Source organism: Salipiger bermudensis (assembly GCF_020171625.1).
Classification (GTDB): domain Bacteria; phylum Pseudomonadota; class Alphaproteobacteria; order Rhodobacterales; family Rhodobacteraceae; genus Salipiger; species Salipiger bermudensis_B.
Genome location: NZ_JAIUZY010000016.1, coordinates 1 through 25,661, shown reverse-complemented (window position 1 = coordinate 25,661; position 25,661 = coordinate 1). Strand labels below are relative to the sequence as shown.

The window sequence follows — 25,661 nt, the reverse complement described above, 5'->3', positions numbered from 1 at the left end:
TCCGCAGCCCGTGGCCGGGCTGCGGATCTCGTGACACGTGTCGGGGCGCCTCGGGCGTCCCTATGACTCTTTGGGCCGGTCCCGACCTTGCGGGCCGGCGCGCCCTCAGCCGCGCAGCGTGCCGCCGGTGGCCTTGGCGACCTTCTCGACGATCTTGGCGCCGACCGCCTCGATGTCCTTCTCCTTCAGCGTCGCGTCGGAGGGCTGCAGGCGCACGGTGATCGCCAGCGACTTCTTGCCCTCGCCGAGGCTGCCGCCGATGAACTCGTCGAACACCCGGACGTCCTCGATCAGCGCCTTGTCGGCGCCCGCCGCGGCATTGACCAGATCGAGCGCCGCCACGTCGGCATCGACCACGAAGGCAAAGTCCCTCTCGACCGCCTGCAGGTCGTTGAGCTTCAGCGCCGGACGGCCCGCACCCTTGGAGCGCGGCAGCGGGATCTCGGCGGGGTAGAGCGTGAAGCCCACCGCCGGACCCTTCACGCCCAGCTCGGCCAGCACCTTGGGGTGGATCTCGCCGAACACGCCCAGCACCTTCTTGGGGCCGAGGCAGAGCTTGCCGTGACGGCCCGGGTGCCACCACTCTTCGGCGCCGCGCAGGATCTGCATCTTGGCCGGCGCGCCGATGGCAGACAGCACCGCCTCGGCATCGGCCTTGGCGTCGAAGATGTCGACCGGGCGCGAGGCGCCGTGCACGTCCTTGGGACCGCTGCGGCCGACCAGAAGACCGGTGATCTGGGTGTGCTGGTCGCCCGGCTCGCCGCCGTGGAAAGCTGCGCCCACTTCGAACAGCGCCAGATCGGCAAAGCCGCGCGCCTGGTTGCGCGCCGCCGCCTGCAGCAGGCCCGGCAGCAGCTGCGGGCGCATGTGGCTCATCTCCGAGCTGATCGGGTTGGCCAGCATGGTGGCATCGTCGCCGCCGCCGAAGAGCTCCGCCGCCGCCTTGTCGATGAAGCTGTAGGTGACGCATTCGTTGTAGCCAAGCTCGGCCACGGTGCGCCGCGCGATCTGCTCGCGCTTCTGCATCGGCGACAGGATCGGGGCCGGCACGCCGGCCTGCGGGCGCGGCATCGGCTGGCCCTTGAGCTTGGTGAGCGAGGCCACGCGGGCCACTTCCTCGACCAGATCCGCCTCGCCCATTACGTCGGGGCGCCAGCTTGGCACGTGGGCCATGTCGCCCTCGAGCGTGAAGCCGAGCGCCTCCAGCGTGGCGCGCTGCTCGTCTGCCGGGATCTCCATGCCGACGAGGCTCACCACGCGGTCGGTGTCGAGCTTGTAGGCGCGGCTGACGTCGGGGGTCTCGCCCGCGACCACGATTTCGGAGGCCTCGCCACCGGCGATGTCGAGGATCATCCGCGTCGCCGCCTCGATGCCGGGCAGGGCCGAGGCCGGATCGAGGCCGCGCTCGAAGCGGTAGCGGGCGTCGGAATTGATTTTCAGGCCGCGGCCCGTATAGGCGGTGCGGATCGGGTCGAAATAGGCCGCCTCGAGGAAGACGTTGACGGTCTCGTCGCTGACGCCCGTGGATTCGCCGCCCATCACGCCGCCGAGGCTCTCCGGCCCGCTGTCGGCGGAGATCAGGAGCATCCCCGGCTCCATGGTGTAGGTCCGCTCGTCCAGTGCCTCGAGCGTCTCGCCGCCTTGGGCCGCGTGCACCCGCAGGTTGCCTTGCACCTTGTCCGCGTCGAACACGTGCAGCGGGCGGTTGCGATCGAAGGTGAAGAAGTTGGTCACGTCGACGAGGAACGAGATCGGGCGCAGGCCGATGGCCTTGAGCCGGTCCTTCAGCCACTGCGGCGAGGGGCCGTTCTTCACGCCCTTGATGACGCGCCCGTAGAACACCGGGCAGCCGTCCCTGGCGCTGTCGTCGATGCTCACCGAGATCGGGCAGGGGAAGCTGCCCTCGACCGTCACCGGTGCAAGCGGCTTCAGGGTGCCGAGGCCGCGCGCCGCGAGGTCGCGGGCAATGCCCTCGACGCCAAGCGCGTCGGGCCGGTTGGGGGTGATGGCGATCTCGATCACCGGGTCAACCTTGGCCGGATCGTGCTCGGCCAGCCAGTCGGTGAAGCTCTGCCCGACCTCGCCCGAGTCCAGCTCGATGATGCCGTCATGCTCTTCCGACAGCTCCATCTCGCGCTCCGAGCACATCATGCCGAAGCTCTCGATGCCGCGGATCTTGCCGACCTGGATGGTGGTGTCGATGCCGGGCACATAGGTGCCGGGCTTGGCGACCACGACGGTGATGCCCTCGCGGGCATTCGGCGCGCCGCAGATGATCTGGCTTTCGCCTTCGTCGGTCATCACGGTGCAGACCCGAAGCTTGTCCGCGTCGGGGTGCTTCTCGGCCCTGAGGACCTTGCCGATGGTAAAGGCCGCCAGTCGCTCGGCGGGGTTCTCGACCCCTTCGACCTCGAGCCCGAGGTCGGTCAGGGCCTCGGTGATCTCGTCGACCGAGGCTGTGGTGTCGAGGTGTTCTTTCAGCCAGGAAAGGGTGAATTTCATCGCGAGGCCGCCCGTGTTGGTGTCACGTATCGCGCCGCTCTTAGCGGATCGCCGCGCAGGGGGAAAGGGGCGGCCGGCCAATGCGCCCCCGCGCCGCGCTCCCGCCCGCTGCAGGGCAAGGCCGGGGCACCGCCTCTCCGGGTCCGCCCTCTGCCGCCGCCCGACCCTCGGGACCCGTGCGCAGCCCCCAGCTTCTCTTCGTCAAAAATACTCCCGCCGGAGGCATCCCGCCCCAACCGCTGCAGGGCAGGGCCAGGCCGCTGTCTCGTCAGCGAAGCTCGAAGCCATGGAGCGATGTACCATGCGTGGGGCGCCCCGGCCTCGGGGCCGTGCGCCAGAGCCGCAACTGCACCACAGCGAAAACAGACGACAGGGGCCGAAATGCCGCCCCGAAGGCGTCCCGAAACGCGACCGCGCCGTCCGGGAGGCCCGGACGGCGCGGTCTTTGGCTTGCTTTGGCGGCGGATCAGGCGGTCTCCGCCTGCTTCTTCGCGAGCTCCTTGGCCTTCTTGCGTCCGAAGATGCGCTGCACCACCACGAAGAACAGCGGCACGAAGATCACCCCGAGCACGGTGCCGGTGATGGTGCCGCCAAGCACCGCCGAGCCCACCGCGGTGCGGCCGCCGGCGCCGGCGCCGGAGGACAGGACCAGCGGCACCACGCCCAGCGAGAACGCCAGCGAGGTCATGATGATCGGGCGGAAGCGCTGCTTCGCCGCCTCGGCCACCGCCGCCAGAAGCTCCTCGCCCGCCTCGTAGCGTTCGCGGGCGAACTCGACGATGAGGATGGCGTTCTTGCCGGTCAGGCCGATCACCGTAAGCAGACCGACCTGGAAGAACACGCCGTTCTCGAAGCCGAACCAGTAGGCCGCACCCATGGTGCCGAGCACACCGATCGGCATCGCCAGCATCACCGAGAACGGGATCGTCCAGCTTTCGTAGAGCGCCGCGAGGCAGAGGAAGATCGCCGCCAGCGACAGGGCGTAGAGCAGCGGCGCCTGACCGCCCGAGGTCCGCTCTTCGAGCGACAGGCCGGTCCAGGCGAGGGCGTAGCCGGGCGGCAGCTGGGAGACGAGACGTTCCATCTCGGCCATGGCCTCGCCCGAGGTCACCCCGGCCGCCGGCTCGCCCTGGATCTGCATCGAGGGAATGCCGTTGTAGCGGTTCAGGCCCTGCGGGCCGTAGGCCCAGTCCTCGGAGGTGAAGTTGGCGAACGGCACAAGATCGCCGTTGGCATTGCGCACGCGCCATTTCTGCAGGTCCGACGGCGTGGCGCGGCTGTCGGCATCGCCCTGCACATATACCCGCTTGATGCGGCCGTTGTCGTTGAAGTCGTTCACGTATTGCCCGGCCCAGGCCACCGACAGGAGATTGCCGACATCGGTGGGCGAGACCCCGACCGCGCCGGCGGCCCGCCAGTCGATGTCGAGGTTGAACTGAGCCGCGTCCTCGAGCCCGGAGGGCCGGACGGAGCCGATCAGCGGGCTCTGCGAGGCCATGCCGATCAGCTGGTTGCGGGCTTCCAGCAGCTGCTCGTGGGTCTGGCCGGCCTGCGCCTGCAGGTAGAAGTCGAAGCCCGAGACGTTGCCGAGCTCGATCACCGAGGGCGGCACGATCGGAAAGACCTGCGCGTCCTGGATGCCCATGAAGGTCGGGAAGGCGCGTCCGGCGACGGCCTGCACGCTCTGGCCCGGATCGGGGCGTTCCTCCCAGTCCTTGAGCCGCACGAAGGCGAGGCCCATGTTCTGGCCCTGGCCGGCGAAGGAGAAGCCGACCACGCCGAACACCGACTCGACCGTCTCGGTCTCGTTCTCGAGAAAATGCGACTCGACCTGCTCGACCACGTCGAGCGTGCGCTCGGCGGTGGCGCCGGTTGGGCCCTGCACGAGCACCATCAGGATGCCCTGGTCCTCGTCCGGCAGGAAGCCGGTGGGAGTGTTGTTGAACAGGTAGACCATGCCGCCGGCGAGGGCGAGATAGACCAGCATGATGCGCAGCGGGCGCTTGATCAGGTAGGCCACGGTGCCGCGGTAGCCGTCGGCTGTCTTGTCGAAGCCCTTGTTGAACCAGCCGAACGGGCCGCGCTTGGTGTGATGTGCGTCCTTCGACTTGAGCAGCGTGGCGCAAAGCGCCGGCGTCAGCGTCAGGGCGACCAGCACCGACAGGGCCATGGCCGAGACGATGGTGATCGAGAACTGCCGGTAGATCACCCCGGTCGAGCCCGGGAAGAACGCCATCGGCACGAACACCGCCGACAGCACCAGCGCGATGCCGATCAGGGCGCCGGTGATCTGGCCCATCGACTTGCGCGTCGCCTCCCGCGGGGAGAGGCCCTCTTCCTCCATGATGCGCTCGACGTTCTCGACCACCACGATGGCGTCGTCGACCAGCAGGCCGATCGCCAGCACCATGGCAAGCATGGTCAGCGTGTTGATGGTGAAGCCCGCCACCGCGAGGATGCCGAACGTGCCGAGGATCACGACCGGGACGGCAAGCGTCGGGATCAGCGTGGCGCGCAGGTTCTGCAGGAACAGCAGCATCACGAAGAACACGAGGACAATGGCTTCGATCAGGGTCTTCTGCACCTCGTGGATCGAGATCTCGATGAAGGGGGTGGTGTCGTAGGGAATGACGTAGTCGACCCCCTCGGGAAAGAACTCCGAGTATTCCTCGATACGCTCCTTGACCCGCTCCGCGGTGTCGAGCGCGTTGGCCCCGGAGGCGAGGTTCAGCGCCATGCCCGAGGCAGGCTGGCCGTTGTAGCGCGCGATGGTCGAGTAGTTCTCGGCCCCGATCTCGACCTCGGCCACGTCCTGCAGCAGCACCAGACCGCCATTCGTCTCGGTGCGCAGCACGATGTTGCGGAAGTCTTCCGGCGTGGAGAGCAGCGACTGCGCGGTGATGGTCGCGTTGAGCTGCTGGCCCTCGGGGGCGGGCAGGGTGCCGAACGAGCCGGCCGAAATCTGCGCGTTCTGAGCCGACACCGCGTTGACCACGTCGGACGGGGTCATCTCGAAGGCGGCGAGCTTGGACGGGTCGAGCCAGATCCGCATGGCATATTGCGCGCCGAAGACCTGCGCCCCGCCGACGCCCTCGATGCGGGCGAACTCGTCGACGAGGTTGGAGTTCAGGTAGTCCGACAGGTCGGCCTGTTCGAGCCTGCCATCCTCGGAGATCAGGCCGATCACCATGAAGAAGGACGAGGACGCCTTTTCGACCGTGACGCCCTGCCGCTGCACGGTCTCGGGCAGCAGCGCGGTGGCCTGGCTGAGCTTGTTCTGCACCTGCACCTGCGCCACGTCCGGATCGGTGCCGGATTCGAAGGTCAGGGTGATCGAGGCGGTGCCGGCCGAGGTCGACGAGGACGACATGTAGCGCATCCCGTCGAGCCCGGTCATCTGCTGTTCGATGATCTGGGTGACGGTGTTGGCCACGGTCTGCGCCGAGGCGCCGGGATATTGCGCGCTGACCCGCACCGAGGGCGGTGCGATCTGCGGATACTGCGCGATCGGAAGGGTCAGCAGCGACAGCACGCCGACGCCCATGATGAGGATCGAGATCACCCAGGCAAAGACCGGACGGTCGATGAAGAAACGGGCCATAAGGGACTCCTGGCGCTTGCGGCGCGGCTTATTCGTTGGCGGTCTCGGCGGTGTCTGCGGGCGCCGCTTCGGCGGCACCTTGCGCGGGCGCCTCTTCGGCGGAGCCTTCCGCAGCGGGCGCGTCGGCGGCGCCTTCAGCGGCGGGCGCGTCGGAGGCCCCCTCCGCGGCGGGTGCCTTAGCAGTCCCTTCCGCAGCAGGCGCATCGGCAGCGGGCGCATCGGCGGCTCCTTCCGCGGCAGGCGCTTCTGCGGCAGCCTCTCCGGCCTCGGCGTCGCTGCGTTCCTGCGGCGACACGGTCATGCCTTCCGAAACCTTCTGCAGCCCGGCCACGATGACGCGGTCCCCGGCGGCAAGCCCGTCGGTGACGACCCAGGCGTTGCCCTGATCGCGCTGCACGGTGAGCTGCCGGCTCTCGACGGCGTTCTCGGCGTTCACCACCATCGCCATCGGACGACCGCGGCGGTCGCGGGTGACGCCTTCTTGCGGCGCGAGGATGGCGTTCTCGATGGTGCCCTGTGGCATCTCGACCTGCACATACATGCCCGGCAGCAGGAACTGGTCGGGGTTGGGGAACTCGAGCCGCATGACGATGACGCCGGTCTGCTCGTTCACGTAGGGTTCCGCCGCGGCCAGGCGGCCGGTGTGTTCATAGGTCTCCCCATCGGCAAGGGTCAGGGACACGAGGCCGTTGCCTTCGTCCTCGACAGCCTGCCCCGACCGGCGCCAGCGCAGCATCTCGGCGGCGGATTGGGTCACGTCGACATAGATCGGGTCGAGCTGGCGGATCGTGGTCAATGCGGTCGACTGGCCCGAGGTCACCAGCGCGCCACGCGTCACCTCGCTGAGGCCCGCGGAGCCGCTGAGCGGCGCGCGGATGGTGGTGCGCTCGAGATCGATCTCGGCGGAGAGCAGGTTGGCCTGCGCCACCTTCACCGCGGCCTCGGCCACGTCGCGGGCGGCCAGCGCGTCGTCGAGGTTCTGCTGGCTGGCGACGTTGCGCTGGCGAAGCTCTTCCTGACGGTCGGCATCGCGCTGGGCCGAGCTGAGAGTGGCCTGGGCCTGCGCCAGCGACGCCTCGGCGGCGGCCTTCGTGGCCTCGTAGACCGCCGGGTCGATGCGATAGAGCGGCTCGCCCTGCTCGACTTCGGCGCCTTCCTTGAACAGGCGTTCGGTGATGATGCCGTTGACCTGCGGACGCACCTCGGCAACCCCGGACGCGGCGACGCGCCCCGGCAGGGTGGAGGTGAGCGTCACGTCGGACGCCTCGAGCGTCACCACCGTGACCGGCTGTGGCGGGCGTTCGCCGCCCTGCTCCTGCGCGTGGGCGGGCAGGGTGGCAGCGGCCGTGACCAGCGCGACGGTGGCAAGGCGCAGGTTGCGGGTAAGTCCTCTGAGCATGGGGGCACTCCAAAGCAGGCAAAAGGCCGCTGAAAAGCGGAACGGTCTTGAATGCCGATAAGGAAACTGTGTAGTTTTGTAAAGCGCGCCGCGTTGGGAACAGAGCTTTTTCCTCTGCGTTGCGGCACAGGAGATGTGCAGTGCCAGATCATTCATCGCAGTCCGCGACGGTCCCGCCGCGACGCCGGGGGCGCCCGGTACAGATCGATCAAGAGACCCGCGAGGCGATGGTGCTCGACGCGGTGGGAGAGCTGTTGCTGCACTGCCGGCTCGAGGACATCAGCATGTCCGGCATCGCCCGCAAGGCGGGGATGTCCAAGCGCACACTCTACACCATCTTCGCCAGCCGCGAAGAGCTTCTCGGGGCGACCTTCGCCCGAATCGGACAGCGGATCTTTCGCCCGCTCGCGGCGCACGAACGTGACCTTCCGCTTGTTGAGCGGCTCAACAAGCTGATGACCCTGAACGAGATTCCGCAGTTCGAGCAGGGTGCGGTCGAGGTTTTGCGCGCGGTGATCGCCGAGGCGCCGATCCATCCGGGCATCGCGCGCCAGTGGGATGCCGAGGGGCGCGGCGCCCTGATCAGCTATATTTCCGCCGAGCTGGCCGCTGCGACGGGGAACGGCGAGGTAACGCTGCACGACCTGACCGCGACCGAGGCCGCCGAGTTTCTGGTCGACATGGTGATGGGAGAGACCCTGCACGAGCTTCTGACGCCGGGCGAGGCGCGCCGCGCGGGATGCGACGCGCGCGAGGAAAAGCAGCTGAGGCGCCAGCGCGCGATCCGGGTGTTTCTTGAAGGCATTCGCGTGCGCTGAGACTTGCGCCGATAGCGCGTGGGTACGGCGGCGATAGGACGCTGCGCCGGGAGACGCCCTGAGCCGGGCCGCTCGTGGCCGCGCTGCCTTTTGAAGACAGTAGGGGGATGACACTCGTACAATAACACCGGCGCGCCTTCGGCAATATCGGCAGCACCATCACAGACGCGCCCCGATCCACGCGCGGCGCCGCGCGGGCGCTTGCCAAATCGAAACGCCGGTTTCAAAGATGGATCATGCAGATCTACCTCCCCATCGCCGAGGTTTCGGTCAACGTCTTCCTGCTCTTCGGCCTTGGCGGGCTGGTCGGGGTGCTTTCGGGCATGTTCGGCGTCGGAGGGGGCTTTCTGATCACGCCGCTGCTGTTCTTCATGGGCATTCCGCCCGCCGTGGCGGTGGCCACCGGCGCCAACCAGATCGTTGCGAGCTCGGTCTCGGCGGTGCTGGCGCATCTCAAGCGCAGGACCGTCGATCTGCGCATGGGCACGGTCCTTCTGTGCGGCGGCCTCGTCGGGGCGGCGCTCGGCGTCTACGTCTTCAACCTGCTCAAGCAGGTCGGTCAGGTCGATCTGCTGGTGCGGGTCTGCTACGTGGTCTTTCTTGGCATCATCGGCTCGCTGATGTTCGTCGAGAGCCTGCGCGCGCTCAGCCGGTCCAAGAAGGGCGGCCCGCCCAAGCGGCGCCACCACGGCTGGGTGCACGGTCTGCCGTTCAAGATGCGGTTCCGGACCTCGGGGCTCTACATCTCGGCGATCCCGCCGCTGCTGGTCGGGCTATCGGTCGGCGTGCTGTCGGCGATCATGGGCGTGGGCGGCGGTTTCATCATGGTGCCTGCGATGATCTACCTGCTGGGAATGCCCACCAAGGTGGTGGTCGGGACCTCGCTGTTCCAGATCATCTTCGTCACCGCCTTCACCACCATGCTGCACGCGGTGACCAACTACACCGTCGACATCCTGCTGGCGCTGGTGCTGCTGATCGGCGGGGTGATCGGGGCGCAGTTCGGGACCGCCTTCGGCACCCGGCTCAAGGCCGAGCAGCTGCGGATCCTACTGGCCTCGCTGGTGCTGCTGGTCTGCGGCAAGCTGGCGCTCGACCTGTTCCTCACGCCGTCCGACCTCTACGAGCTGGGGGGGCAATGATGCGGCTGCTGCTTCTGCTTCTGGCGGTCTTCGCCCTTCCGGCCCGGGCCGAGGAGGTCGTGATGGGCCTCAGCAAGGACCGCGTGTCGATCACCGCCGATTTCGACGGCTCCGAGATCCTGATCTTCGGCGCGGTGAAGCGCGAGGCCGAGATCCGCACCGATCCGCCGCTTGAAGTCATCGTCACCGTTTCGGGGCCGGTGTCGCCGGTCACGGTCTGGCGCAAGGCGCGGCGCTTCGGGATCTGGGTCAACACTGATGCGGTCGAGATCGACGCGGCGCCGTCGTTCTACGCGGTGGCCACCTCGGCGCCGTGGCCTGATGTGATCACCGAGGTCGAGGACCTGCGCCACAAGGTGTCGGTCAACCGCGCGATCCGCTCGGTCGGCGCGCCGATGAACATCGTCGACTCGCCCAGTTTCACCGAGGCGCTGATCCGCCTGCGTGAGACCCGCAGCCTCTACCAGCAGCGCCCCGTTACCGTGACGTTCAACGAATCCACCCTGTTCGATACCCGCATCTCGATGCCCGCCAACATCGTCGAGGGCACCTACACCGTGCGCGTCCTGCTGACCCGCGGCGGCCAGGTGGTCTCGCAGTACAGCTCCGAGCTCGAGGTCGGCAAGGTCGGGCTCGAGCGCTGGCTCTACAACCTCTCGCGCAACCAGCCGCCGCTTTACGGCCTGCTCTCGCTGGTGATCGCCATCGCCGCCGGCTGGGGCGCCTCGGCGGCCTTCAGAGCCCTGAGATCCGGATGACCCGCCAACCACCGCAGCCCCGCTCCGCCTATCGTATCCTGTTCCCGGTGCAGACCCGCTGGGACGACAACGACCTTTACGGCCACATCAACAACGTCACCTACCTCAAGTACATCGACACCATCGTGGCGCGCTGGCAGGGCGGGCAGGGGGTCGATCTCGGGTCGGCGGCGGATGTGCGCTACCTCGTGGTCGAGAGCGGCGCGACCTACCGTTCCGAGGCGCGCTTCCCCGAGACCTTGCACGCCGGGCTGCGCGTCGGGCGGCTGGGCAGCAGCTCGGTGCGCTACGAGGTCGGCATCTTCCGTGAGGATGACGAGATCGCCTGCGTCGAAGGCTTCTTCATTCAGGTTGCCGTGGATCGCAACACCCGCCCCGTGCCGGTTCCCGCCGGTCTGCGCGCGGCGCTCGAGACGATCCTCGCTTGAGGGGCGGCAAACCCGCGAGGGCGTTTGACAACCGGTGACGCCGTCCGCAGGGTCCGCCTCGAAAGGAGTGCCGCCATGCTGCCCGTCGACCCCAAGCGTTTCCTCGAGGACCTGCACGCCCTGCGCCGCTTTGGTGCCTCCGGCGTCGGCAAGGGGGTCGCGCGCCCCGGCTTTTCGGACGAGGACATCGCCGCGCGCGACTGGCTCGCGGGCCGCATGTCCGAGGCGGGCCTCACCCCGCAGTTCGACCCCACCGGCTCGCTCTTCGGTCTCGCCGAAGGGCGCTCGCTGCTGCTGGGGTCGCATTCCGACAGCCAGCCCGAGGGCGGCTGGCTCGACGGCGCGCTGGGCGTGGTCGCGGCGCTCGAGGTGGCCCGCGCCGCGCAGGAGGCTGGCGGTCCGCCGGTTTCGGTGGTGTCGTTCTCCGACGAGGAGGGCCGCTTCGGCGTCACCACGGGCAGCTCGGTCTGGGGCGGCAACCAGACGCTCGAGGGCGCCGATGCCCTGCGCGACGCGAAAGGCGTGAGCTTTGCCGAGGCGCGCGCCCGCTTCGGCGACCGGCGTAGCGGGTTCGTCGATCCGGCGCGGTTCTCGGGCTATATCGAGATGCATATCGAGCAGGGGCCGGTGCTCGACACCAGCGGCGAGACGCTTGGCGTGGTCGATTCCATCGTCGGCATCCGCGACATGCACGTGAGCTTCACCGGACAGCAGAACCACGCCGGCACCACGCCGATGCACCTGCGCCGCGATGCCTTTCAGGCGCTGGCAAGCTTCAACGCCGCACTCAACGCGCGCTTTGCCAACGTGGTGACGCCGCAGACCGTCTGGACCATCGGCCATGTCGCCCTGCATCCCAACGCCGCTTCCATCGTGCCCGGCCGGGTGCGTTTTTCGATGCAGTGGCGCGACGGCGATGCCGACCGGCTGGCGCGGATGGAGACGATCATCCGCGACACCGCCGCCGAGATCGCCGAGGCTCACGGCATGGCGCTCGAGTTCGGCCCGATGCTGGGGCTCGACCCGGTGGAGATGGACGGCGGCCTGCGCGCAGCGCTCGAGGCAGCAGCCGAGGCCGAGGCGCCGGGCAACTGGCGGGTGATGCCCTCGGGCGCGCTGCACGACGCCACCAACGTGGCCAGGCTGATGCCGGTCTCGATGCTGTTCGTGCCCTCGATCGGCGGCATCAGCCACGATTTCGCCGAGGACACCAGCGAGGCCGATCTGGTGAGCGGCCTCAACACGCTGGCCCGCGCGGTGGCGGCGCTCGGCTAGGGCGCGGAACCTCCCGCCATGAAGGGCGTTTCAAGAAAACTGTTCCCGGAGAAACCGTTATGACCGATCCCCAGCCCGTCAGCGCAACCGATGACCAGCTTTCCACCTTGCAGGACCTGCTGTCGCGCAGCGCCGAAAACCACGCCTGGTTCGAGGAGATGGCCGACAAGGCCGAGCCGGAGTTCCGGCATGTGGCGCTGAAGTTCCGCGGCCTTCACGTGGAGCAATGCGATCGCATTACCGCGATCATGACGGCGCTCGGCGGCACGCCAGACCGCTCGGGCGGGGTGCGCGCGGCGGTCAATCGCACCTCAGTCTCGCTGCGCGCGCTCTTCGAGGAGATTGACGGCGACATGATGAGCGCCGTCGAGGACGCCGAGGCGCAGCTCCTGGCGGATTTCGACGCCGCCCTCAGCAGCCTGTCCCCCTCGCGCTACCGCGACGAGCTGGAGCAGATGAAGGGGGAGCTGGTGACGCTGCTCTCGGAGGAGCCGGGCGACGCCTGATCCCCTCACGGGTGCTGAAACCGCGCGACCCTACGCGTCATCGGCGGGGTCGCGTGGCGCCGGTGCGTTTCGCCTGTGACGCGCTTAGCCGTGTGGGGCTGTGCCGGGCCGGTCGGCCCGGTGCCGAGGGGATCGCAGGGATGATCGTCGGCGTGCCTGCGGCGGGCGTTTTGCCGGAGCGGAAGGAGATGCCAGGCGGGTGAATGTCCCGAGGGTGCATCTCGTGGCTGGGTACGTCTCCCGCGAGGCAACGACCGGTTCCGGCGCGGCAGACCGCGCCCTCTCCGCAACGGAGGCGATCGGCGTCAGCGTCTTTCGACCGGAGTCAACGGCACAGGCCCAAACGCCGAGCGGCAGGCTAGCCCCGCCTCACAGCCACTCCACATCCCCCAGGAAGATATAGCCCGCGCCGTAGATCGTCTTGATCAGCCGCGGGTTCTTCGGATCCTCCCGCAGCTTGGTGCGCAGCCGCGAGATCCGCACGTCCATCGCCCGATCAAAGCTCTCGCCCGCCGCGCCGCCGAGGCTCTCCTGCATCTGCATCCGGGTGATCAGCCGCTTGGGGCTGTCGAGAAACAGCCGCAGCACCTCGCCCTCGGCGTGGGAGAACGGCGTCTCCGCCCCGCCGGCATCTTCCAGCGTGTAGCGGTCGAAATGCGCGGTCCAGCCGTTGAACCGGGCGCTGTCGCTCTGCCGGGGCGCCGCGCGCGGCCCGCGCAGGCGGGCGCGGATGCGGGCGACCACCTCGGCCGGATCGAAGGGTTTGATGATGTAGTCGTCGGCCCCGAGCTCGAGCCCGGTCACCCGGTCCTGCACCTGCGCGCGGCCCGAGATGATGATCACGCTCGCCCCCTGTTCCAGCGCCAGCCGGTGCACGAGTGTCAGTCCGTCGCGGTCCGGCAGGCCGAGATCGACGAGGCAGACATCCGGGGTCGCGCGCTTCAGCGCCGCCTCGAATTCGGTGGCGCGCGCAAAGCTCAGGGTGCGGAAGCCGGCCTCGGTCAGCGCCTCGGACAGGATGGTGCGGATCGCCGGCTCGTCGTCGAGGATGAAGACCAGAGGCGCGCTCATGCCGCATCCCTCCCATGGCCGAGAAAGGCCCGCAGCTCGTCCGCGGTGAACGGCTTGGCCAGCACCGGCGCCGCCTGCCGCGCCGCCACATGCCACGGGTGATCGGGCGGCAGCGAGGTCATCAGCCGCACTGGCAGATCCGGCAGCAACCCGGGCAGGGCGCTGCCCGGCAGCGCGCCCTCGAGCGAGATGTCCGACAGCACCAGATCGATCTCCAGCCCCTCGGCCAGCGCGCAGGCCTCCTCGACCGAGCTGGCCTCGACCACGCTGTGGCCGATCCCGGTGAGCATCTCGCGCACCTGCGTGCGCAGCTCGGGGTTGTCCTCGACGAGCAGTGCCAGCCCGCCGCCGGGCTGGGTCTCGGGCCGACGCAGCGGCAGGCGCAGGGTGACACAGGCGCCGGGCGCGCCGTTGCCCAGCTTCACCTCGCCGCCCGCCAGCTTGACCATGTCATAGACCATGGCCAGCCCCAGCCCCGAGCCTTCGCCGCCCTTGGTGGTGAAGAACGGGTCGAGCCCGTGCGCCAGCGCCTCGGCGCTGAAGCCCGGCCCGTCGTCGGCCACCGCAAGCTCGAGCCAGGTGTCCTGCACCGTGCGCGCCGTGACGGTGATCCGGCCCGCTTCGCCGCAGGCATCGGCGGCGTTCAGGACGAGGTTCAGCGCCGCGTCCTGCAACATGCCCGGATCGATCAGAACGGCGCCCTCGGCCTCCTGCACCACGCGCAGCGTCAGCGCCTCGGGCAGCGAGGGCCGCGCCAGCGTTTCGAGATCGCGCAGGAAGCGCGCCAGCGCCACCGGCTCGGGCCGCCACGCGCGGTGGCTGGTGATGTCTGCGATGCGGTTGAGCAGGTCGCCGCCGCGCCGCGCCGCCTGCAGCGTGGCGGTGATCAGCGCCTCGGCCTCGTCGCCCTCGACCATGCGCGCGAGCTTCGCCTGCATCCCGAGGATGATCGTCAGCAGGTTCGAGAAGTCATGCGCCAGCCCCGAGGTCAGCTGCGCCGCCAGCTCCCGCCGCTTGGTCTGCTGCAGCGCCGCCCGCGCCTGCGTCTCCTCGGTGACGTCGTGGCTCAGGATGTAGACCCCGGCCTCGGCCGGGTCTGGGGTGAACACCGCCCGGATGCGCCGCGACGAGGCCTCGTCGCTGAACTCGAAGATGCTCTGCGCCCCGCCGAGCGCGCGCTCGAGATGCGGCCGCACCTTCTCGTAGGCCGGGCCGAGCGCCTCCGAGACATGCAGCCCGAGGATCTCCGAGGGCCGCCCCGGCATCACCGAGGACAGCCGCCGGTTGGAGAAGGTGTAGCGCCCGGACGCATCGACCCGCGCAAGGTGCGCCGGCATCATCTCGGTGGTCAGGCGGGTGCGCGCCTCGATCTCGGTCAGCTCGCGCCGCGCCTCCTGCAGGGCGGCATTGGTGGCCTCGAGCTCGCGGTTGCTGGCCGCAACGTCCTCCGAGCGCCGCAGCACCTCCTCCGAGAGCAGTTCCGAGCGGGTGCGCAGCAGTTGCTCCTGCCGCTTCATGCCGGTGATGTCGGTATAGACCGTGACCCAGCCGCCCTGCGGCAGCGGCGAGCCTTCCACGCTGATGGTGCGCCCGTTGGCGCGGGTGCGCTCCATGTAATGCGGCTCGAAGGCCCGGGCCTGCTGCACCCGGACCGCGATGAAGCTCTCGGGATCGTCGACATGGCCGTACTCGCCCCGCTCCACCAGATGCCGGATGGTGTCCTCGAACCGCGCGCCCTCGTCGGTAAGACGCCGCGGCAGATCGAACATCTCGGCGAACCGCCGGTTGCTCACCGCCAGCCGCAGATCGCTGTCATAGATCGACAGGGCCTGCTGGATCAGGTTCAGCCCGGCCTGTGTCAGTGCATCCTTGCTCATGGCGCCTCCAGCCTCCCCGCCGACATGGCTAGCACTCCCCACCGGCGCGCGGAAGCCGAACCAACGCCACCTCCGCCACGCCCCCCATATCTTCTTTGGTTCAAAAATACCTCGGGGGTGAATTGGCCGCAGGCCAAGAGGGGGCAGAGCCCCCTCCCGCCCGTATCCCCAGGTGCCTCGCCGCGCAGGTCGCGCCGCGCCGATGTCTCGCCCCCGTCCTCGCCTGTTACAATTCGTAAGAATCCGGAAATCATCACGAAAAGATTGACCATCAGCCTCGGCCTGACCCTTAATGAGATCAGACGCGCGGGAGACGCGTCGGACCTCGGCAAGACGGGGTCGCCGCCCGGAAGAGGAGCCGGGCGCAGTGGGAGGAGACAACTTGGCTTACATGTCCGAGGGCGCGGAAGGTCTGCGCTCGATTCCGGCTCTGTTGCAGCGCAACGCCACCCGGTTCGGCACCCGTCCGGCCTATCGCGAAAAGGAATTCGGCATCTGGCAAAGCTGGAGCTGGGCCGAGGCCGAGGCCGAGATCGAGGCCTTCGCGCTGGGTCTGCTGAACCTCGGCGTCGAGCGGGGCGACTACGTCGCGGTGATCGGCCGCAACCGGCCGACGCTCTACTGGTCGATGGTGGCGGCGCAGATGTGCGGCGCGGTGCCGGTGCCGCTCTACCAGGACGCGGCGGCGGAAGAGATGGAATACGCGCTGCAGCATTGCGGCGCCCGCTTCGTCATCGCCGCCGACCAGGAGCAGGTCGACAAGGTGATCGATATCCAAGACGCGCTGCACCAGTTCGAACACATGATCTATGTCGATCCGCGCGGGATGCGGAAATACGACCACCGCCGGCTGCACGAGTATTCGCACATTCAGGATCAGGGCCGCGCGGCCTATGACGAGTTCATCGGTGAGCTGACCGCGCGCCGCGAGTCCTTGGGCTACGACGACACCTGCGTGATGCTCTACACCTCGGGCACCACCGGCAAGCCCAAGGGCGTGGTGCTGTCCAACCGCAACATCATCGAGACCGCGAAGAACTCGGCGGCGTTCGACAAGCTGGGGCCGGGCGAGGAAGTGCTCGCCTACCTGCCGATGGCCTGGGTCGGCGATTTCATTTTCTCGATCGGGCAGGCCTACTGGACCGGCTTCTGCGTCAACTGCCCCGAGAGCGCCGAGACCATGATGACGGACCTGCGCGAGATCGCACCGTCCTACTATTTCGCGCCGCCCCGGGTGTTCGAAACCCAGCTCACCCAGATCATGATCCGCATGGAGGACGCGGGCGCGCTGAAGCGCAGGATGTTCCACCATTTCATGGCCCATGCCCGCGAGGTCGGGCCGAAGATCCTCGACGGCAAGCCGGTGGGCCTGATGGACCGGCTGAAATACGCGCTGGGCTCGGGGCTGGTCTACGGGCCGCTGAAGAACACGCTGGGCTTTTCCAATGTCCGCGTGGGCTATACCGCGGGCGAGGCGATCGGGCCGGAGATCTTCGATTTCTACCGGGCGCTCGGCATCAACCTCAAGCAGCTCTACGGCCAGACCGAGGCCTCGGTCTTCATCACCCAGCAGCCCGACAACGAGGTCCGGCCCGACACGGTGGGCGTGCCCTCGCCGGGGGTCGAGATCCGCATCGCCGAGAACGGCGAGGTGTTCTACCGCTCGCCGGGCGTGTTCGTGGAGTACTACAAGAACGCCGACAGCACCGCCGACACCAAGGATCCCGAGGGCTGGGTCGCGACCGGCGACGCGGGCTTCTTCGAGGAGGACACCGGCCACCTGCGCATCATCGACCGCGCCAAGGACGTGGGCAAGATGGCCGACGGCGCGCTGTTCGCGCCCAAGTATGTCGAAAACAAGCTCAAGTTCTTCCCCAACATCCTCGAGGCGGTGGTCTTCGGGGCCGACCGCGACCGGTGTACCGCGTTCATCAACATCGACCTGACGGCGGTGGGCAACTGGGCCGAGCGCAACAACATCGCCTATGCCTCCTACCAGGAGCTGGCCGGGCATCCGAAGGTGCTCGAGACGATCCGGGGCCACGTGGAGGAGGTCAATGCCAGCGTCGCCGAGGACGAGATGCTCTCGGGCTGCCAGATCCACCGCTTCCTCGTGCTGCACAAGGAGCTCGACGCCGACGATGGCGAGCTGACCCGCACCCGCAAGGTGCGGCGCAAGATCATTGCCGAGAAGTTCAACGACCTGGTGACGGCGCTCTATGACGGCTCGGACAGCATCTACACCGAGACGGAAGTGACCTACGAGGACGGGCGTAAGGGCAAGATCCGCGCCACGCTCGCCATCATGGACGCGAAGACGGTGCCGGCGGCACCGCCCGCGATGGCGGCGGAGTGACGGGGATGAGCAGACGACGCTCTTGCTGCGCAAATCGCCCCGCCCGCCATCCCACGGGGCGCCGCGCGCCGGGGGAGGGCCGGGCATGATGGACGGGACCGAACAGACACACTGGACGAAGGACGAAAGGCAGGCGGCCGTGAAGGACAGCGAAGGCTACGTGACCGCGGACGGGCGGCAGATCGGCGGGGTGCTGATGGAGCTTCGCAACATCACCCTGCGCTTCGGCGGCGTGGTGGCGATCAAGGACATCTCCTTCGACATCCGCGAGGGCGAGATCCGGGCCATCATCGGCCCCAACGGCGCCGGCAAGTCGTCGATGCTCAACATCATCTCGGGCTTCTACACGCCCTCCGAGGGCGAGCTCTGGTACAAGGGGTCCAAGCGGCCTCCGATGAAGCCCTACGAGGTGGCGCGCATGGGCGTGGCCCGCACCTTCCAGAACATCGCGCTGTTCGAGGGCATGTCGGTGCTCGACAACGTGATGACCGGGCGGCTCACCCACATGAAGGCGGGCCTCGCCGCGCAGGCGCTGTGGTGGGGCAAGGCCCGCGACGAGGAGATCGCCAACCGCGAGGTGGTCGAGAAGGTCATCGACTTCCTCGAGATCCAGTCGATCCGCAAGACGCCGGTGGGGCGGCTGCCCTACGGCCTGAAGAAGCGGGTCGAGCTGGCCCGCGCGCTGGCCGCCGAGCCCAGCATCCTGCTGCTCGACGAGCCGATGGCGGGGATGAATGTCGAGGAGAAGGAAGACATGTCGCGCTTCATCCTCGACGTGAACGACGAGTTCGGCACCACGATCTGCCTGATCGAGCACGACATGGGCGTGGTCATGGACCTGAGCGACCGGGTGGTGGTGATGGATTACGGCAAGAAGATCGGCGACGGCCCGCCCGACGAGGTGCGCGCGAACCAGGACGTGATCGACGCCTATCTCGGCGTGGCGCATTGAGGGACGGAAAGACATGCTGAACGACATCTTCATCAAGCCTTTCGTGGACATGTTCTCCGCGCCCGACTTCCTGCTGCAGGTGCTGTGGGAGGGGCTGGTCTCGGGCATCCTCTACGCGCTGATCGCGCTGGGCTTCGTGCTGATCTTCCGCTCGAGCCGGATCTTCAACTTCGCACAGGGCATCATGGTGGTGTTCGCGGCGCTGACCCTCGTCGGGCTGCACGCCATGGGCGTACCGGCGTGGATCTGCGTTTTGCTGACGCTGGCGGTGATGTTCGGCCTTGCGGTGACGATCGAGCGCGTGGTGCTGCGCCCGCTGGTGGGCCAGCCCGACATCATCCTGTTCATGGCAACGATCGGCATCACGCTGTTCCTGATCGGCCTCGGCGAGATCATCTTCGGCGGCGAGAACAAGGTGATGATCACCGAGGAGCTGGGCATCCCGACCGACAGCGTCGTGTTCGAGCCGTGGGGCGGTCTGCTGATCCTCGAGCAGAAGGACATCACCGCGGTGGTCGTGGCGGCCCTTCTGGTGGTGGCGCTGCTGGCCTTCCTCAACAAGACCCGCATGGGCCGGGCGATCCGGGCGCTGGGCGACGACCACCAGGCGGCGCTGTCGGTGGGCATCTCGCTGCAGCAGATCTGGGTTTTGGTGTGGTTCATCGCCGGCATCATCGCGCTGGTCACGGGCATCGCATGGGGGGCGCGGGCCGGGGTCAGCTTTGCCCTCGAGGTGATCGCCTACAAGGCGCTGCCGGTGCTGATGCTGGGTGGACTCGAATCGATCACCGGGGCCATCGTGGGTGGCCTGATGATCGGGATGCTCGAGAAGCTGTTCGAGATCTACTGGGGCCAGCCGCTGCTCGGGGGCAATACCGAGACCTGGTTCGCCTTCGTGCTCGCGCTGATCGTGCTGCTGTTCCGCCCGCAGGGGCTGTTCGGGGAACGCATCATCGAAAGGGTTTAGCGCCGGTCCGCGCCTCTCGCGCGGCAGACCCTCCGGGGGAGGGGCTGAGGCGCGAAAGGGCGGAGCCCCGGCAAGCCGGGACCCGGCCGGCCTTCGGGCAACGGACGAGGTGAGAGCGGCGCAAACCGCGCCCGATCACCGGAGAGGGTGGAGCCCCCTTCAAGGCTTCGAGGAGACTGGTGGGTGCCGCCCGGAGGAGAACAGGCGGCGCCGCTGCAAGGGAGAAGAAAGAGATGGCGAAGCTGATCGCGATCCTCAACGTCACCGCATGGGCCGGCTTCTGGGCCTTCGGCTACCTGGCCCTGACCGCCGACAGCGGTGCCGGCGGGCAGACGGTCACAGCGCTGATCCTTGCCGCCCTCGGCGGCGGGCTCGGGCTCTGGGCGTGGCTCTGGCTGGTGCGGCACAGCGAGGCGACGGGCTATGCCCCGGCACCGAAGCGGGCCTACCCGGACGAGGATCTGCGGCTGCACGAAGGCAGTCTCTGACACCGCGACACGCGGCTCTGGAAACGACGATTTCGCGGCGGATCTTCCGACCGCACCGGGCCATTGCGGCCTGACAACAAGGGAGAGGACCCGGGATGCTCTATCGCACGGCCGGACAATTCAAGACCAGCTACAAGGCCGATCAGGCGCTGTTTCCGGTGCGGCAGGACGCGTTCCTGCTGGCCGTCATCCTCGCCTTCGCCTGGGTGATCTTCCCGCTGATGGCGAGCGAGTTCGCCTTCCAGACCCTGCTGATCCCGATCCTGATCTACGCCCTCGCCGCCCTCGGGCTGAACATCCTGACGGGCTACGCCGGCCAGCTCTCGCTCGGCACCGCGGCCTTCATGGGGGTGGGCGCCTATGCCTGCTACAAGATGGTCACGCTGATGCCGTGGCTGAACCCGGTGGTGGCGATCCTGTTCTCGGGCGTGTTCAGCGCCGGGGTGGGCGTGGCCTTCGGCATCCCCAGCCTGCGCATCAAGGGCTTCTACCTCGCCATCGCGACGCTGGCGGCGCAGTTCTTCCTGGTCTGGCTGTTCGAGAAATGGGGCTGGCTTTACAACTACAACGCTTCGGGCGCGATCCAGGTGCCGAACCTCGAGATGTTCGGCGTCTACGTCGCCGGCCCGCAGGCGTCCTCGACGGTGCAGTACTACGTGGTGCTGGTCATCGTGACGCTGCTCACGCTGCTGTGCATCAACCTCACCCGCGGCAACCTCGGCCGGACCTGGAAGGCGACCCGCGACATGGACATCGCCGCCGAGCTCATCGGCATCAACCTGATGCGCTCCAAGCTCACCGCCTTTGCCGTCTCGTCCTACGTGGTGGGGGTGGCGGGGGCGCTGTTCGTCTTCATGTGGCGCGGCGCGGCAGAGCCCAACCTGTTCGACATCCCGCTCAGCTTCCGCATCCTGTTCATCGCCATCATCGGCGGGCTGGGGTCGATCCTCGGCAACTACCTTGGTGCGATCCTGATCGTCGGCCTGCCGGTGGTGCTCAACACGCTGCCCGAGGCGCTTGGCATCCCGATCAGCTCGGCCACCGTCGAGCACCTCAACATCATGATCGTGGGCTCGCTCATCATCTTCTTCCTGATCATCGAACCGCACGGGCTTGCCCGGCTCTGGGCGCTGATCCGGGAGAAGCTCATCATCTGGCCCTTCCCGCACTGACGGGCCGGGCCGGCGCAAGATCATCGAATAAAAGGGAGGAGACTTTGACGATGAAGACTTTCACAAGGATCGCCGTTGCCGCGACGCTCGGCGCTGTCATGGGCACCACCGCCATGGCCGAGGGGCTCTACACCCCGAACCTCGCCTACCGGACCGGCCCGTTCGCGGCCACCGGCATCCCGCTGATGAACGGCCAGGCCGATTACATGAGCATGCTGAACGCCCGTGACGGCGGCATCGGCGGCGTGATGATCGACTTCGACGAATGCGAGACCGGCTATTCCACCGAGAAGGGCGTGGAGTGCTACGAGAAGACCAAGGGCAAGGCCATCGTGACGCAGCCCTGGTCCACCGGCATCACCCTGCAGGTGCTGCCCAAGTCCAACGTCGACGAGATCCCGATCCTCGCCCCGGGCTACGGCTTTTCGCCGATGGCCGACGGCAAGGTGTTCCAGTGGGCGTTCAACACGCCGCTGAGCTACTGGGACGGCGCCTCGATCATCCTCAAGTACCTGGAGGAGCAGGGAGACCTGAGCGGCAAGAAGATCGCCTTCCTGCATCTCGACCACCCGTTCGGCAAGGAGCCGCTGCCCTATCTCGAGAAGAAGGCCGAGGCGCAGGGCTTCGAACTGGTGCCGATCCCGGTCGGTCTGAAGGAGATGCAGAACCAGTCGGCTCAGTGGCTGCAGATCCGCCGCGAGCGTCCCGACTACGTCATCATGTGGGGCTGGGGCGCGATGAACGCCGGCGCCATCACCGAGGCCGTGAAGACCAAGTTCCCGATGGAGAACATGCTTGGCGTCTGGTGGGCCGGTCATGACGCCGACCTCAAGATCGTCGGCGAGGACGGCAAGGGCTACAAGTCGGTCAGCTGGTCGTTCCCGAACCCCGACGCCCCGGTCATGGCGGACGTGAAGCAGCACGTCATCGATGCCGGCAAAAGCCAGACCAACGAGGAAGAGATGCAGGGCGTCTTCTACTCGCGCGGGCTGGTGATCTCGGCGATCCTCGCCGAGGGCATCGCGGTGGCGCAGGAACATGCCGGCAAGGCCGAGATCTCGCCCGCCGACCTGCGCTGGGGTCTCGAGAACCTCAACTTCACCGAAGAGCGCCTCGAAGAGCTCGGGATGACCGGCATGGTGCCGCCGTTCTCGACCTCGTGCTCGAACCACACCGGCCACTCCGGCGGCTGGATCCTCGAGTGGGACGGGTCGAAATTCGTCAAGGCGTCCGACCTCATCATGCCCGACAGCGAGGTGATCTCGGAGCTCGAGACGGCCTCGGCGCAGGAATATGCCGACGCCAACGCGCCCTGGCCGGTCAACGAAGACTGCGAGATGTGATCCGCACCCGTCCGGCGGCGGCCTCGTTCGCCGCCGGACGCCCCGACATGGGCCCGTCAGGCGGCGGCCCGCTCGCCGCCCGACACACCGACACTGGAGAGACATGACATGCTGGACGCCGCTCAGACGCGCGAGACCCTGCTCGAGGTCAACAACATCGAGGTGATCTACAACCACGTGATCCTCGTGCTGAAGGGGGTGTCGCTTTCGGTGCCCAAGGGCGGCATCACGGCGCTGCTCGGCGGCAACGGGGCGGGCAAGACCACGACGCTCAAGGCGATCTCGAACCTGCTGCATTCCGAGCGCGGTGAGGTCACCAAGGGCACGATCAGCTATCGCGGCGAGCGGGTGCAGGATCTCGATCCGGCGGCGCTGGTGAAGAAGGGCGTGATCCAAGTGATGGAGGGCCGGCACTGCTTCGAGCACCTCACCGTCGAGGAAAACCTGATGACCGGCGCCTTCACCCGCAAGGATGGCAAGGGCGCGGTCGAGGCCGATCTCGAGATGGTCTACGACTACTTCCCGCGCCTCAAGGAGCGGCGCAAGTCGCAGGCAGGCTACACCTCGGGCGGCGAGCAGCAGATGTGCGCCATCGGGCGGGCTCTGATGTCGCGCCCCGAGACCATCCTGCTCGACGAGCCCTCGATGGGCCTCGCGCCGCAGCTGGTGGAACAGATCTTCGGCATCGTGAAGGCGGTCAACGAGGGCGAGGGCGTGTCGTTCTTGCTGGCCGAGCAGAACACCAACGTGGCGCTGCGCTTCGCCCATTACGGCTACATTCTCGAGAACGGGCGCGTGGTGATGGACGGCCCCGCCGCCGACCTGCGCGAGAACCCGGACGTGAAGGAATTCTATCTCGGCGTCTCGGACGAGGGCCGCAAGTCGTTCCGCGACGTGCGCTCCTATCGCCGCCGCAAGCGGTGGCTGGCGTGATCCGCGCCCGGCGCGGCTGAGATACTTCAAGAGGGAGGGAGATGCGGTGCTTTCTTGCCCTGCCGATCCCGGAGCCGCTCCTGCCGCCGCTGCTCGCGGTACAGGAGGCGGTGCCGGTCGGCCGCGCGGTGCCGGAGGACAACCTGCACCTGACGCTGGCCTTCCTCGGCGACCGGCCCGAGGCAGAGCTGCGCGAGCTGCATCTGGCGCTCGGCCAGCGGGCGCTGCCGGCGGTGACGCTGGCGCTCTCGGGGCTGGCGACATTCGGCGGGCGGCGGATCAAGCTGCTGGCCGCCGAGGTGACAAAGACGCCCGCGCTCGCCGCGTTGCAGCGCGAGGGGCTGCGGGCGGTGACGGCGGCGGGGATGGCGCTTCCGCGGGAGCGGTTTCGCCCGCACGTGACGCTGCTGCGCTTCGGCACCGGGTTGCGCGAGGCGGACCGGCTGCGGCTCGATGCGGCACTGGCGCCGCTGGCCGGGCTGAGCACGGCGGCTGCGCCGGTCGCGGAGATGCGGCTGGTGGGCTCGACACTGACCCCCGAGGGGGCGGTTTACGACACCTTGGCGGAGTATCCGCTCGAGGCGGAATCCGGGACGGGATGAGAGGGAGGCTCGGATGAGCAGCTACTACGACGAACTCGAAACGCGCAGCGCCGAGGCGCGCGCCGCGGCGCTGGCCGAGACGCTGCCGGAGCAGATCGCCCGTGCCAAGGGCCTGCCGGGCTATGCCGAGGCGCTGGCCGGGGTCGACCCCGCGATGGTGACCGACCGCGCGGCGCTGGCGCGCCTGCCGGTGCTGCGCAAGTCGGACCTGGTGTCGGCGCAGGGGCCGGGGGCGCCTCTGGGCGGCTATGCCGCGAGGCCGGTGCACGGCTTTGCCCATGTCTTCCAGTCGCCGGGGCCGATCTACGAGCCGGGCGGCAATGCGCATGACTGGTGGCGTCTGGGGCGCTTTCTACATGCCTGCGGCATCGGGCCGGGCGACATCGTGCAGAATTGCTTCGGCTATCACCTGACGCCCGCCGGCATGATTTTCGAGAACGGCGCCCGGGCGGTGGGGGCGGCGGTGCTGCCCGCCGGCACCGGCCAGACCGAGCTGCAGGTGCGCGCCGCGCATGATCTGGGCGTCACCGCCTATGCCGGCACGCCGGATTACCTCAAGCTGATCATCGAGAAGGCCGACACGATGGGGCTGGAGCTGGGCATCACCCGGGCGGCGGTCTCGGGCGGGGCGCTGTTCCCGTCGCTGCGCGCCTGGTACGCCGAGCGCGGCATCGCCTGCCGGCAATGCTATGCCACCGCCGATCTCGGCATGGTGGCCTACGAGAGCGAGGCGATGGAGGGGATGATCTGCGACGAGCGGGTGGTCGTCGAGATCGTTACGCCGGGCACCGGCGATCCGGTGGCGCCGGGCGAGGTCGGCGAGGTGGTGGTGACCACGCTCAACCCCGATTACCCGCTGATCCGCTTCGCCACTGGCGACCTGTCGGCGGTGCTCGAGGGCGAGAGCCCCTGCGGGCGCAGCAACCTGCGCATCAAGGGCTGGATGGGCCGGGCCGACCAGACCACCAAGATCAAGGGCATGTTCGTGCGCCCCGAGCAGGTGGCGGCGCTGGTGGCGCGCCACGCCGAGATCGACCGCGCGCGCGTGGTCGCGAGCCGCGAGGGCGAGATGGACGTGCTGACGGTGCGCATCGAGACCACCGCCAGCGACCCCGCGGCCTATGCCGGCACGGTGGCCGAGGTGCTCAAGCTCAGGGGCACGGTGGAGCTGGTGCCCCCGGGCGGGCTGCCGCGCGACGGCGTGGTGATCGAGGACGCGCGGGTCTACGACTGAGCCTTGCCGGGCGAGTGACGTGAGCCGTGTGCTGCTGTCCCGGCGGGGCGCCTGGGAGGCAGGGGGGAGGGGGGAGGGGGCGCTGCCCCCTGTCGCGCCGCAGGCGCGCAATCGAGAAAAAGGGGGGGGGGGGGGGGGGGGGGGGGGGGGGGGGGGGGGGGGGGGGGGGGGGGGGGGGGGGGGGGGGGGGGGGGGGGGGGGGGGGGGGGGGGGGGGGGGGGGGGGGGGGGGGGGGGG

The 25,661-nt window shown here is 68.4% G+C and carries 20 protein-coding genes; 15 read left to right on the top strand and 5 right to left on the bottom strand.

The genetic code is table 11. The annotated features are described in order from the left end of the window. Positions 1-105: 105 nt before the first annotated feature. The 3 genes from pheT to LCM15_RS20380 form a co-directional block, all read right to left on the bottom strand. Positions 106-2,502 carry a phenylalanine--tRNA ligase subunit beta gene (gene pheT, locus LCM15_RS20390; protein WP_224859668.1) on the bottom strand — a complete coding sequence of 799 codons (2,397 nt, stop codon included), beginning with the start codon at positions 2,500-2,502 and terminating at the stop codon, positions 106-108. Positions 2,503-2,968: 466 nt separating this feature from the next. Then, a complete protein-coding gene (locus LCM15_RS20385; protein WP_224859667.1) occupies positions 2,969-6,103 on the bottom strand; it encodes an efflux RND transporter permease subunit in 3,135 nt (1,044 codons plus the stop codon). A gap of 28 nt (positions 6,104-6,131) precedes the next feature. Beyond that, positions 6,132-7,502: an efflux RND transporter periplasmic adaptor subunit gene (locus tag LCM15_RS20380; protein ID WP_224859666.1), complete on the bottom strand. Its 1,371-nt coding sequence runs from the start codon at positions 7,500-7,502 to the stop codon at positions 6,132-6,134. Positions 7,503-7,642: 140 nt separating this feature from the next. Between LCM15_RS20380 and LCM15_RS20375 the strand changes: the two genes are divergently transcribed. From LCM15_RS20375 to LCM15_RS20350, 6 genes are all read left to right on the top strand, one after another. Continuing rightward, on the top strand, positions 7,643-8,320 hold the full coding sequence (locus LCM15_RS20375) for a TetR/AcrR family transcriptional regulator (RefSeq protein WP_224859665.1): 678 nt from the start codon (positions 7,643-7,645) through the stop codon (positions 8,318-8,320). Between the two features lie 236 nt (positions 8,321-8,556). Further along, positions 8,557-9,462 carry a sulfite exporter TauE/SafE family protein gene (locus LCM15_RS20370; RefSeq protein ID WP_224859664.1) on the top strand — a complete coding sequence of 302 codons (906 nt, stop codon included), beginning with the start codon at positions 8,557-8,559 and terminating at the stop codon, positions 9,460-9,462. After that, entirely contained in the window at positions 9,459-10,220 is a 762-nt protein-coding gene (locus tag LCM15_RS20365; RefSeq protein ID WP_224859663.1) for a TIGR02186 family protein, read from the top strand. Before LCM15_RS20370 ends, LCM15_RS20365 begins: the two co-directional genes overlap by 4 nt. Further along, positions 10,217-10,648 (top strand): acyl-CoA thioesterase, encoded by a 432-nt coding sequence (locus LCM15_RS20360; protein WP_224859662.1) that lies wholly within the window; start codon positions 10,217-10,219, stop codon positions 10,646-10,648. The genes LCM15_RS20365 and LCM15_RS20360 overlap by 4 nt, the downstream gene beginning before the upstream one ends. A gap of 75 nt (positions 10,649-10,723) precedes the next feature. Further along, on the top strand, positions 10,724-11,923 hold the full coding sequence (locus LCM15_RS20355; RefSeq protein ID WP_224859661.1) for a hydantoinase/carbamoylase family amidase: 1,200 nt from the start codon (positions 10,724-10,726) through the stop codon (positions 11,921-11,923). 59 nt (positions 11,924-11,982) lie between these two features. Continuing rightward, positions 11,983-12,429 carry a DUF2383 domain-containing protein gene (locus LCM15_RS20350; RefSeq protein ID WP_224859660.1) on the top strand — a complete coding sequence of 149 codons (447 nt, stop codon included), beginning with the start codon at positions 11,983-11,985 and terminating at the stop codon, positions 12,427-12,429. Between the two features lie 369 nt (positions 12,430-12,798). On the opposite strand, the gene LCM15_RS20345 is transcribed toward LCM15_RS20350, so the two are convergent. Together LCM15_RS20345 and LCM15_RS20340 are read right to left on the bottom strand one after the other, a co-directional pair. Continuing rightward, a complete protein-coding gene (locus LCM15_RS20345) occupies positions 12,799-13,500 on the bottom strand; it encodes a response regulator transcription factor (protein ID WP_224859659.1) in 702 nt (233 codons plus the stop codon). Further along, a complete protein-coding gene (locus LCM15_RS20340) occupies positions 13,497-15,377 on the bottom strand; it encodes a PAS-domain containing protein (protein ID WP_224859658.1) in 1,881 nt (626 codons plus the stop codon). Before LCM15_RS20340 ends, LCM15_RS20345 begins: the two co-directional genes overlap by 4 nt. A 391-nt stretch (positions 15,378-15,768) precedes the next feature. Here LCM15_RS20340 and LCM15_RS20335 point away from each other — a divergent pair, with 391 nt between their 5' ends. From LCM15_RS20335 to LCM15_RS20295, 9 genes are all read left to right on the top strand, one after another. Continuing rightward, positions 15,769-17,733, top strand: a complete 1,965-nt coding sequence (locus LCM15_RS20335; protein ID WP_224859716.1) for an AMP-binding protein — start codon at positions 15,769-15,771, stop codon at positions 17,731-17,733. An 88-nt stretch (positions 17,734-17,821) separates the two neighbouring features. Further along, positions 17,822-18,685, top strand: coding sequence for an ABC transporter ATP-binding protein (locus LCM15_RS20330; protein WP_224859715.1), 864 nt, complete (start codon positions 17,822-17,824; stop codon positions 18,683-18,685). Positions 18,686-18,698: 13 nt separating this feature from the next. Beyond that, on the top strand, positions 18,699-19,652 hold the full coding sequence (locus LCM15_RS20325) for a branched-chain amino acid ABC transporter permease (protein WP_224859657.1): 954 nt from the start codon (positions 18,699-18,701) through the stop codon (positions 19,650-19,652). A 233-nt stretch (positions 19,653-19,885) separates the two neighbouring features. Beyond that, complete coding sequence (locus LCM15_RS20320) at positions 19,886-20,140, top strand: hypothetical protein (protein WP_224859656.1); 255 nt, start codon at positions 19,886-19,888, stop codon at positions 20,138-20,140. 95 nt (positions 20,141-20,235) lie between these two features. Then, positions 20,236-21,312, top strand: coding sequence for a branched-chain amino acid ABC transporter permease (locus LCM15_RS20315; RefSeq protein ID WP_224859655.1), 1,077 nt, complete (start codon positions 20,236-20,238; stop codon positions 21,310-21,312). Positions 21,313-21,362: 50 nt separating this feature from the next. Continuing rightward, positions 21,363-22,655 (top strand): ABC transporter substrate-binding protein, encoded by a 1,293-nt coding sequence (locus LCM15_RS20310; protein WP_224859654.1) that lies wholly within the window; start codon positions 21,363-21,365, stop codon positions 22,653-22,655. Positions 22,656-22,763: 108 nt separating this feature from the next. After that, positions 22,764-23,588, top strand: a complete 825-nt coding sequence (locus tag LCM15_RS20305) for an ABC transporter ATP-binding protein (protein WP_224859653.1) — start codon at positions 22,764-22,766, stop codon at positions 23,586-23,588. Between the two features lie 41 nt (positions 23,589-23,629). Then, the gene (gene thpR, locus LCM15_RS20300; RefSeq protein WP_224859652.1) at positions 23,630-24,190 is read left to right on the top strand and encodes an RNA 2',3'-cyclic phosphodiesterase; all 561 of its coding nucleotides are present in this window, start codon (positions 23,630-23,632) and stop codon (positions 24,188-24,190) included. A gap of 13 nt (positions 24,191-24,203) precedes the next feature. Next, positions 24,204-25,424, top strand: a complete 1,221-nt coding sequence (locus tag LCM15_RS20295) for a phenylacetate--CoA ligase family protein (protein WP_224859651.1) — start codon at positions 24,204-24,206, stop codon at positions 25,422-25,424. The last annotated feature ends 237 nt before the right edge of the window (positions 25,425-25,661 follow it).